Annotated in this window: 6 protein-coding genes and 2 pseudogenes; 6 read left to right on the top strand and 2 right to left on the bottom strand. The window is 70.7% G+C overall.

Going from position 1 to position 9,435, the window contains the following annotated elements; genetic code table 11:
• Positions 1-100: 100 nt before the first annotated feature.
• Positions 101-703 (top strand): annotated as a pseudogene (locus ACFW1I_RS23160) (DUF1295 domain-containing protein); the annotation flags it as partial.
• 723 nt (positions 704-1,426) lie between these two features.
• On the opposite strand, the gene ACFW1I_RS23155 reads toward ACFW1I_RS23160, so the two are convergent.
• A complete protein-coding gene (locus ACFW1I_RS23155) occupies positions 1,427-3,388 on the bottom strand; it encodes a serine/threonine-protein kinase (RefSeq protein WP_384672986.1) in 1,962 nt (653 codons plus the stop codon).
• A 375-nt stretch (positions 3,389-3,763) separates the two neighbouring features.
• On the opposite strand from ACFW1I_RS23155, the gene ACFW1I_RS23150 reads away from it, so the two are divergent.
• The 5 genes and pseudogenes from ACFW1I_RS23150 to ACFW1I_RS23130 all read left to right on the top strand — a co-directional run bounded on the left by ACFW1I_RS23150 (position 3,764) and on the right by ACFW1I_RS23130 (position 5,919).
• A complete protein-coding gene (locus tag ACFW1I_RS23150) occupies positions 3,764-4,048 on the top strand; it encodes a hypothetical protein (protein ID WP_125822829.1) in 285 nt (94 codons plus the stop codon).
• Positions 4,045-4,443, top strand: a complete 399-nt coding sequence (locus tag ACFW1I_RS23145; RefSeq protein ID WP_384672984.1) for a DNA-binding protein — start codon at positions 4,045-4,047, stop codon at positions 4,441-4,443. Before ACFW1I_RS23150 ends, ACFW1I_RS23145 begins: the two co-directional genes overlap by 4 nt.
• 177 nt (positions 4,444-4,620) lie before the next feature.
• Positions 4,621-5,145: a hypothetical protein gene (locus ACFW1I_RS23140; protein WP_384672982.1), complete on the top strand. Its 525-nt coding sequence runs from the start codon at positions 4,621-4,623 to the stop codon at positions 5,143-5,145.
• A pseudogene (locus ACFW1I_RS23135) lies at positions 5,112-5,207 on the top strand (hypothetical protein); the annotation flags it as partial. The gene ACFW1I_RS23140 and the pseudogene ACFW1I_RS23135, both read left to right, overlap by 34 nt.
• Positions 5,208-5,241: 34 nt before the next feature.
• Entirely contained in the window at positions 5,242-5,919 is a 678-nt protein-coding gene (locus ACFW1I_RS23130) for a pyridoxal-dependent decarboxylase (protein WP_384672979.1), read from the top strand.
• 222 nt (positions 5,920-6,141) lie between these two features.
• On the opposite strand, the gene ACFW1I_RS23125 is transcribed toward ACFW1I_RS23130, so the two are convergent.
• Positions 6,142-9,132: a S8 family serine peptidase gene (locus tag ACFW1I_RS23125; protein ID WP_384672976.1), complete on the bottom strand. Its 2,991-nt coding sequence runs from the start codon at positions 9,130-9,132 to the stop codon at positions 6,142-6,144.
• Positions 9,133-9,435 lie beyond the last annotated feature (303 nt).

Genomic DNA, 9,435 nt, shown 5'->3' with positions numbered 1-9,435 from the left:
CCTATGACTCGCGGGAGCACCCCAGTGGGGGGGGCCGCGGCGCGCCCCCGGCGCGCCCCTGGGCGTTGAGGGGGGCCCCCCCCCCGCCCCCCCCGCCCCCCGCCGCCTGCTCGTCGCCGCGGCGACCGTCGTCTGGGGACTGCGCCTGGCGGCCCACATCGCCCACCGCTCCCGCGGCCACGGCGAGGACCCCCGCTACACCGCCCTCCTCGCCAAGGCCCCCGGCAACCGCACCCTCTACGCCCTGCGCACCGTCTACCTCGGCCAGGCGGCCCTCGTCTGGCTGATCTCCCTCCCCGTCCAGGCCGCCTCCTACAGCTCCACGCCCCTCGACGCCCTGGCGTACGGCGGCCTCGCGGTATGGGCGACCGGCCTCGCCTTCGAGGCCATAGGCGACCACCAACTGGCACGCTTCAAGGCGAACCCCGCCAACCGGGGCCGGATCATGGACCAGGGCCTGTGGTCCTGGACCCGGCACCCCAACTACTTCGGCGACAGCCTCGTCTGGTGGGGCCTCTACCTGCTCGCCTGCACCGCATGGCAACCGGCCCTCGCCGTCCTCGTCTCCCCGGTCCTCATGACCCTGCTCCTCACCGTGGGCAGCGGCAAACGCCTCCTGGAAAAGCACATGTCCCACCGCCCCGGCTACACGGCCTACGCCGCCCGAACCAGCGGCTTCTTCCCACTACCCCCACGCAAGTAGGAAGCCCCCAAACGGCAGGCCGGAGCCCTTACTTCACCGGCTCCAGAATCGCCACGCACTGCACGTGGCGCCGGTCTGGCCGGGTGAGGCCGAGACACACCTCGAGCACTTCGCGATCAAGCGCAAGACCGTCACCGGCCTCATCGACCGGCTCCCCCCATCCCCGCCGGAGCTGCCCGAGCACTCGAACCGCCCGATGGTGAGGCCCTTCGTGCACACCGCGCTCCCTCAGCCCCGACGACCCTTGCGAGCCGGGCGGATACGAACTGCTCGGCCGGACCGTGCAGGGCGGGACGGGCGGCAACTCCCAAGGCTCCCGGCAGCGATCCGAGTGGCCGCCCTGCCCTCGCTCGTCCCCGACGAGCTCGACTGCAACCGCTCCCCAGCCCAAGACCCTTATGCTCCCTCAGGCGTCTACGACTTCACCCATTGGTAAAATCTGGACGAGCGAGGACTTCCCGAAAACGTCCGGAGTTTTCGAGAGTGGCTGGCGATCGAGTACGTCCGTGCAGGTCAGCGCCGCCCCGCCCCCATCCACCGAGTGCCTTCTCAGCACTCGGCAGCGAAGCTGCGCGGCACGCCAAAGGCGTGTAAGGCCCCAGTTGGAACCTCACCAAACCTCAATGTCAGCCCAGCGGGGTGCACTCGCTGGGCGCTGGCAGGCCCAAGGTCCTGCGTTCGGCTGACCTCGACCGGACGCAACCATAGAAGGCCGAGGGGAGGTCAGCTCGTGCAGCTGCCGGCCGCGTGCCAGCGAAGGAACTCGGTACCTCCAGCACCGTCGAGGACTGCCACGGCGTACTGCGCGTAGCCCCATCCCTGCCCCGCGCGGGATTCCGCGAGAACCGTCCGGCAGGCCACGCCGGCGGCGGCCTCTGCCCATTCCTCTCGTGTGCTCTGGTCCCACTCGGGCTTCGTGGCCCACACGTACATCACGCCTTCGTGCGGAGCGAAGCCGATGCTGGTGTTCTCGTCGCTGATGTAGCGGGGGTCCTCGAACAGCCGGGAGTTGGCGTTCCAGTCGACAAAGAGCTGATGGACCGCCTCGGTGGCCACCCTGATTTCACGCTTGTCGACGCTGGGGATCTGGGCCGCGGCCAGCCCTTGTTCAGTGGGGTGCCAGCTCGGGGCCTGCCCGGGGTCGGCGGCGGTGCGGTCGATGGTCTGTGTGATGCAGCCGGTGTTGGCGCGGAAGTCGTCCTCCCACACAATCGCCGGCGTCGAGGGAGTGGTGTTGTCGACCAGGACGTACTCGTCGTACGGAAGGGACTTGTAGATGCCCGCCATCATGCGCAAGGTGAGGCAGGCGTTCTTGGCCACTCCCTGCACGACGCGTGACTCCATGGCCGGACCGCTGATGGCTATGTAGAGCTCTCTCCGGGCCGGGGCGTGGCCTACGTCGTACTGACCGCTGTAGTTGTACTCCTCGCCCATGCCGTAGCTGAGGTCGTGCCCGAGTGCGGCCTCGGTCTCGATCTCCGCCTCCCCCTTGGCTCGACGAGCCGCACGCCACGTGGCGATCGTCGCCTCATCCGCGTTCGCAGGAGTAGGGGATGACGCGGCTTCCACCACAGCCTGGGAGCTTGCTGCGGGTGAAGCGGAAGCCGGCATGGTGGCAGTCTTGCTGGGGGATGCGCTGGCGGGTGGACGGGAACTCGTCGAAGTCGTCCCCGTCTTGTCGGGCTGCAGGGCCAGCGCTCCACCCGCCAGGCCACCTATGACAGTGCCCACCACCGCCGCCATACCGACGAGTCGTCTGCTGGAACGGGCAGGACGTCTCCAGTTAGGGTCGTCCAGAGTGGAGACGTCCCACTGGGCAGCGACGAGATCGCCCACCAGTGTCGGCTCCGCACCCGTCGGCGCGACCTGTGTGGCCTGTGCTGCGAGGAGGACGGCACATGTCTCGGCAGCGTCCCACGCGGTGGCCCGGTCCCGCGGCTCCTTGGCGAGAGCGCTGCGCACGATGGCGTGGAGTTCGCCAGGAAGGCCACACAGATCAGGATCCTCGGACATGACCCGGTAGGCGACCGCGTCGGGGGCTCCCCCACCGAAGGGCGCGCGACCGGTGGCCGCGAAGGCTACGAGGGCGCCCCAGACGAACATGTCACCCTCGGGACCCGTCGTACCGGTGCGGTAGTGCTCGGGGCTGATCCATCCTGGGGTGCCGGTCAGAATGCCGGTGCGCGTCACGGATGTGCCGTCGGCGGCATGAGCGATGCCGAAGTCCAGGACACGGGGACCGGCCGGGGTCAGGATGACGTTCTGCGGCTTGACGTCCCTGTGGACGACACCCGCGGCGTGAATGGCCGCGAGGGCCTGGGCTGTGCCCGTAGCAAAGGCGTAGAGGGTTCCACCGGCCAGCGGCCCGTGCGCGGCGATGTACCGATCGAGGGTGAGCCCTGGGGCATAGGCAGTGGCCAGCCACGGTGACGGCGCTTCGGCGTCAGCCGCGATCAGGGGTATGAGGCAGGGGCCCTGGACGCGGGCGGAGAGCTGGACTTCTCGGCGGAAGCGCGCCCGGAACTCCGCGTCGTCCGCCTGCGCAGGGTGGACGACCTTGACCGCGACCCGCAGACCGGCGGCGTCGAGGCCGGCGTACACCGTGCCCATGCCCCCTGAGCCGAGGCGTCCGATGATCCGGTAGGGGCCGACGCGCTTGGGGTCACCGGGGTGGGCAGCCAGCACCCGCCCACCAGAACGAGCACTGCTCACCGGGCTTCCGATCTCCCTCAGACGTGCCGCAGGCCAGAGGCCGGACGCATGCCGGTACCTGAGAGCTGGATATTAGCCGCGCGTCGAGGCGATAGGCACTGCCTTCTCAGGCAATGGTCGGCAACGCTTCCTCATCGAGCACACCAGGGCAAAACGGAGCCGACGAGCCTCGCTCGCCGTGCTCCGTCGCTTTCGCCGCAGCGCGTCTGTCCATCGGTGCGCGCCGCGGCCCGGCCCTTCCCGGCAATCGACTGACGCCCCATCAGAATGAGCGTCAGCGGAGGGCGGCCCTGGCCGCCATGGGACGAGGATCTCGCCGTATAGCATTTGAAATGCCACACTCGTGTCATGGCTGACGACGACACCGACTTCCCACCCGGCGACGGCCCCACCAGCGGGATCTCCGTCTCCCTGACCGCCGGCACCCTGCAAGCGATCCGTGAGCGAGTGGGCAAGCGAGGCGTGTCCGCGTATCTGGAGAAGGCGGCGCAGCGGCAGATCGAGCGGGACAACCTGGACGAGCTGATCGCCGATTTCGACAAGACCCATGGCCCCGCCGACCCGGAAGCCGTGGCAGCCAAACGAGCCAAGCTCACAGGCGGCACCTCGTCCGACGCCGGGGCAGCCGCGTGAGCGGCGCCCTCATCCTGGACAGCGAGGGCCTGGCCAGGGCCGTGCAACGCGACCGCGAGGTCCATGAGTGGCTCACCGCCGCTCGTGAGGCCGACCTTCCGGTGATCACCTCTGCCGCGGTCCTCGTCGAGGTGATCCATCCCCGGATCAATGACGCTGCGCTGAAGTGGACTCTGTCCCGCCTGCGGGTCGAGCCGGTCACCCAGGCCCTCGCCCAGACCGCCGCCATTCTGCTGCGCGCGGCCGGACTCCACGGCCACAAGTACGCCATCGATGCCATGCTCTGCGCCGCCGCCCTCGCCCAGCCGGGACGCGGCACGATCCTGACGTCCGACGTCGAGGACATCACCATGCTCACCGCCGCGCATCCCCGCGTGACCGCCGAGAAGGTCTGAGTCGTCACACCGCTCCAGGCCACGCAGCCTCGGGGTGCCCCGGCAGGGGGGCGGTGCAGGACGGATCGGCTGCGGTCGGTCGGTATCGACTGTCGCCGCAGTCTGGGCGCCCGCCCACTGCCGAGAAGGATGCTTACCGGAGGGCGGGCGGGCCGCGTGGCGTCGTGGGCCCCGCCGGTGGAAGTGCCCCTGGCGTCACGCTGTGCGGCGGTACTACCGTGCCGGACCACGCAGGCCGCCATCCTCTTCGACGCGCTCGTCTCGTGCTCGTCGATCCAGGGCGCCTCATGGCTCCTCGCCTCCGGCCCCCTCGCCGCCGAGAACCAGGTGCTGCGCCTGCTCGCGGACCTCGCCGACATGCCGGCCGCCGCGGGCGACTGCTTCGTCTCCGGCGGTTCGGCCGGGAACATCTCCGCCCTGGTGACCGCGCGCGACACGACCCGGCGCCGCCGGGTCCTCGCCCCGTACGACCGCGTCAGGTTCGCCGTCTCCGACCAGGCCCACTCCTCCATCGGCAACGCCCTGCGCATCATCGGCATCGAGCCGTTCACAATGCCGACCACTGATCACCGCCTGACCGGTCCCGCACTGCGCGCGGCGCTCCTCGCCGACGCGACCCCTCCGGCGTCATCGCAGTCGCGGCCACCGCTGGCACCACCAACGCCGGAATCATCGACGACCTCTCCGGAATCGCCACCGTAGCCCGGGAGTTCGGCCTCTGGTTCCACGTGGACGGCGCGTACGGCGGCGCCGGCCTCCTCGCCCCGAGCGTCCGGGACCGCTACCGGGGCATCGAGCATGCCGACTACCTGGTTTCTTCACCCCCACAAGTGGCTGTCCGCCCCCTTCTACTGCGCCGCCCTCCTCTACCGCGACCCTCGCCCGGCCAGGGCGGCCCACACCCAGAACGCCTCCTGCCTCGACGCCCTTCACACGGACGACGACACCCAGTGGAACCCGAGCGACTACGCCCACCACCTCAGCCGCCGCGCCCGCGGCCTGCGCCTGTGGTTCTCCCTCGCCGTCCACGGCACCCGCGCCTACAGCGAGGCCATGGAGAAGGCCCGCACCACCGCCGCACTCATCCGCACGGCCCCCTACCTCGAACTCGTCCACGAACCCGAACTTTCCGCCGTGACGTTCCGCCGGAGTGGCTGGACCGCCGAGGACTACGCGGAATGGTCCGCCCGCCTCCTCGCCGGCCAGACCGCCTTCGCCGCGCCGACCGGCTGGGAGGGCGAAACCGTCGCCCGATTCACCTTCCTCCCCCCCCCCGGAGACCGCTCTGGCGCTGGTCGAGGAGATCCTAGGAAGCATGGCCCGAGCTTCCCCTGCCCCCTCAGCGGGAAGCCGTCATCGACCGCTCCTTCAAGGGCCGACCGCTCGAACAGCCGCTCGTATCAGGCAATCCCGAGCTCGCCCTCGGTCCTGGACATGGGAGCCTGGGCGGGCGTCGGATCGTTCGGCGATCCCTGAAGGGCAGCCGCGGACGCCGGTGCGGCCTCAGCGACCTTCCGGAGGTCTTCATCGGTCAAGTACCGGTAGCTCTGCGGCGGGTGGAACGATCCAGAGGCTCGCAGCGCGGCCGGCGGTACCGGGTCCTCGAAGGTGATCGGTTCTTGGTAGCCGGCATGTGCGGAGCGCGTGTGCGGGGGCGGCACGTGTGTGCGTGCCGCCCCCGCCGGTGGGTGTCGGGATTCAGTTGAGGGTCAGGAAGGAGCCTGCCCCGTTGCCGTACTCGATCCAGGCGCCGGACCGGGCGTTCGCCGGGACGCCGGACCAGGCGGCGGTCAGGTCGGTCGGCACGCCGGGGGTGACGCGGACCCGGTCGGGCATGACCGTGACTTCGCCGGTGACGGGGCTGTCCGCGGTGACATGGTTCGCCTGGTAGGTGTACGGGGTGACGGTCTCCCCGTCGGCCCCCATGGCGACCAGGGACACGAAGAGGGCGTCGGCCGCGGGATGCGGCACGGTGATGGTGACCGTTCCGTCGCTGTCGGGGACGGCGATCTGGACGTCCTGGAGGACCCCGTCGACCTTGCTGCCCCACAGGACGCCCGTGATCGTGTCCGCCGCCGCGTCGAAGCGGACCGTGATCTGCGACGCCTTGGCCCCGGACGGGATCTCGGCGTCGTAGGAGACCTCCTGCATCTGGGACAGGGTGCCCTTGGTGACCGGCGAGGTGACCGGTCCGTAGGCGGTGGCCGTCAGGGTGCTGGTGGCCGGGGTGACCGAGAACTCGGTCGAGCCGCTGGAGCCGGAGCCCTTGACCTCGGCGGGGGCGCGGACGATCTGCGGGGTGACGACGATCGGGCTGCGGACGGTGGTGCGGCCGGAGGTCCAGGTGAGGGCCCCGGTGTCGACGCGTCCGGCGGGCGCGGTGGTCACGTCCAGGGTGAGGGTGAAGGTGCGCTTCTGGCCGGGGTGGCTGAAGTGCAGTACGGACGGGCTCACAGTGGCCTTGATGCCGGGGAGGTCCACCCGGGCGCGGTAGGTGCCGGCCGTGGTCGCGGTGACGGTGCGGGTGACGGTCTGCCTGCCGAACAGGTCGCCGATGGCTATGGACGGGTAGTTGAGGTCACTCGGGTCGATGGCCTTGACGCCGCTTCCGGTGTCCACGCCGGAGCCTTCGAGGTAGGCGAGCCAGTCCCTCTCCCCCGAGTCGTAGACGAGCCCGGGCCGCAGCATGGCCCGTGCGTCCACCTCGCCGGCGCCCTGCGCGAAGGCGTCGACGCTGTTCCTGCCGTCCGCGGTCTTCGTCGGCGTGGCGGTGGTCATCATGGCCGACTTGATGCTCATCGGGGACCAGGTGGGGTGCTCCGAGAGGTAGAGCGCCGCCAGGCCGCTGATGTGCGGGGTCGCCATGGAGGTGCCGGAGTAGTAGTCGAAGTCGCGGCCGTGGTTGCCGTCCGGGGACACGGCCGCGAGGATCGTGACCCCGGGCGCGGTGATGTCGGGCTTGAGCAGGTCGCCGTTGCCGACGAGCGAGGGGCCGCGCGAGGAGAAGCCGGCCACCTGCGGGTAGACGTCCGAGGCGCCTCCCTCGGTGAGGGTCGCGGTGGCTCCGCCCGTGGCGGCGTAGCTGCGCACGGGGGCCGCGTCCGCGTGGTCGAGGTGGACGGCCGGCACGCTGTGCAGGTCGCCGTCCGTGCTCTCGTCGCCGGGGTTCACCAGGACGAGGCCGAGGCCGCCGGCCCGCTTGACCTCGGCGGACTTGTCGGAGCGGCCGTTGACGCCCCGTTCGCAGACGACGATCTTCCCGGACGTGCGGGCCGGGTCGAGGGAGTTCGGCATGCAGTAGTCCGCGTAGACGTCCACGGTGTCGGGGACCCGGACCGCAGAGCCCAGGACGAGCGGGGCGGGGCCGACCTGCCGGTGCACGGTGGTGCTGATGCCGGTGTAACTGGAGCCGTTGCCGAGGGTCACCGTGCCGGTGTGCGACTTGACGGTGCCGGCGGCGACCGTGGTGGTCCAGGGCGCGGTGTTGGAGAGGCTGGACGCGCCTGGGCCGGAGTTGCCCGCGGCGGTGGCGACGAAGACTCCGGCCGCGGCGGCGTTGCGGAGCGCGACCTGCGCCGGGTCGTTGTACGCGCTCTCGAACGCGGCGCCGAGTGAGTAGTTGATGACGTCCACGCCGTCGGCGACGGCCTGGTCGATGGCGGCGACGAGGTCGCTGGTCAGACCGCCGTCCGCCTGGCCGTCCTTGCTCTGCCAGAGGGCCTTGTAGACGGCGATGGTGGCTGCGGGAGCCACGCCGGAGACGGTGCCGAGGTCCTCGCCGCCGGCCGTGGCGCGGACGTCGGCGTTGCCGGCCGCGGTGGCCGCCGTGTGGGTGCCGTGGCCCTGGCTGTCGCGCGGGGAGACGTATCCGGCCCGGTTGGACTCCGGAACGGCGTCGAACCATGCCTTGCCGAAGTAGCGGGCGCTGATGACCTTCTCGTTGCAGGCCGCGGCGGTGAAGCTGTCGCCGGTCTGGCAGGTGCCCTTGAAGGTGGCGCCGTCCGCCTTGTGCATCACGGTGGTCGTGCCCACGCGGTAGGGGCGGTGGCGGTCCTTCGGGCCGGGTTTGCGGGAGCTCAGGGCCGAGGCTTCGAAGGAGGGGTTCTCGGGCCAGATGCCCGTGTCGATGTCGCCGATGACGATGCCCTTGCCGGCTTCGGCGGTTCCGCCGAGGGCCTTCCACAGTCCCTTGCGGCCGGAGAGTCCGAGGAAGTCGGTGGAGTTCCGGTCGTCGGTGGCATGGTGGAAGCGGTCGGGGGCGATGTGCACGACGCTCCCCGTGCGGGCGAGGCGCACCAGTTGGCGGGCGTCGAGCCGGGCGCTGAAGGTGTTGGTGGTGACCGCGTAGTGCTGCCGGACGGTGGCGCCGACTTTCTTGGCGACGCGGTTCTGCTGGTCCGTCAGGTGGGTGCGGTACCGCTTGGCGGCGGCCGATGCGACATCGAGCTTGCCGCCCTCGGCGGGCTTCGTGGCGGGGAGGTCGCCCACCCCACCGTCGTAGGTGACCAGGGGCTCGTCGGCGAGGGTGACCAGGTAGGTGCCCGTGGCGGATTCGGCGATCGGAGCGGCGGCGGGGTCGGCCGTGGCGGTCGAGGCGAGGGGAAGGCTGAGCGCGGCGAGGGCGGTGGTGAGCAGGCCGGCAAGAGCGGCTCGCCGGTTGCGCGGTGTTCTGCGCGACAGGAGTGACACGGACTCTCCTCATGGATTTCCACGCACGCCGGAGAGACGAGCACGGATGCTCACCTGCGGCGTGCGCTGGGGGCGGGAATCTCCGAACCGCCTGGCACCAGGGGTGACTGACGGGTGGTCCGGGGCGGGTGAACGCTGCTTCTTCCCCGTACGAGGTGGTTTGACCTGCTGGGAAGACATTCGCGATCGCATCTGTCATGCACGGGGCAGGTGGGTGGACGGTACAACGCACCGGAAATCCCGCGGAGCGGGAACCGGGCCGCCCCGGCGCATGTGGTGGCTCCCGCGGCCGGAGCACCCGAG

Source organism: Streptomyces sp. NPDC058955, assembly GCF_042741435.1.
Taxonomy (GTDB): Bacteria; Actinomycetota; Actinomycetes; order Streptomycetales; family Streptomycetaceae; genus Streptomyces.
This window is presented reverse-complemented; position numbering and strand designations above follow the sequence as displayed.

Coding starts and splice junctions, on each gene's coding strand:
- ACFW1I_RS23130 (WP_384672979.1), top strand. CDS start 5,242: ATGCCGACTACCTGGTTTCTTCACCCCCACAAGTGGCTGTCCGCCCCC.
- ACFW1I_RS23150 (WP_125822829.1), top strand. CDS start 3,764: ATGGCTGACGACGACACCGACTTCCCACCCGGCGACGGCCCCACCAGC.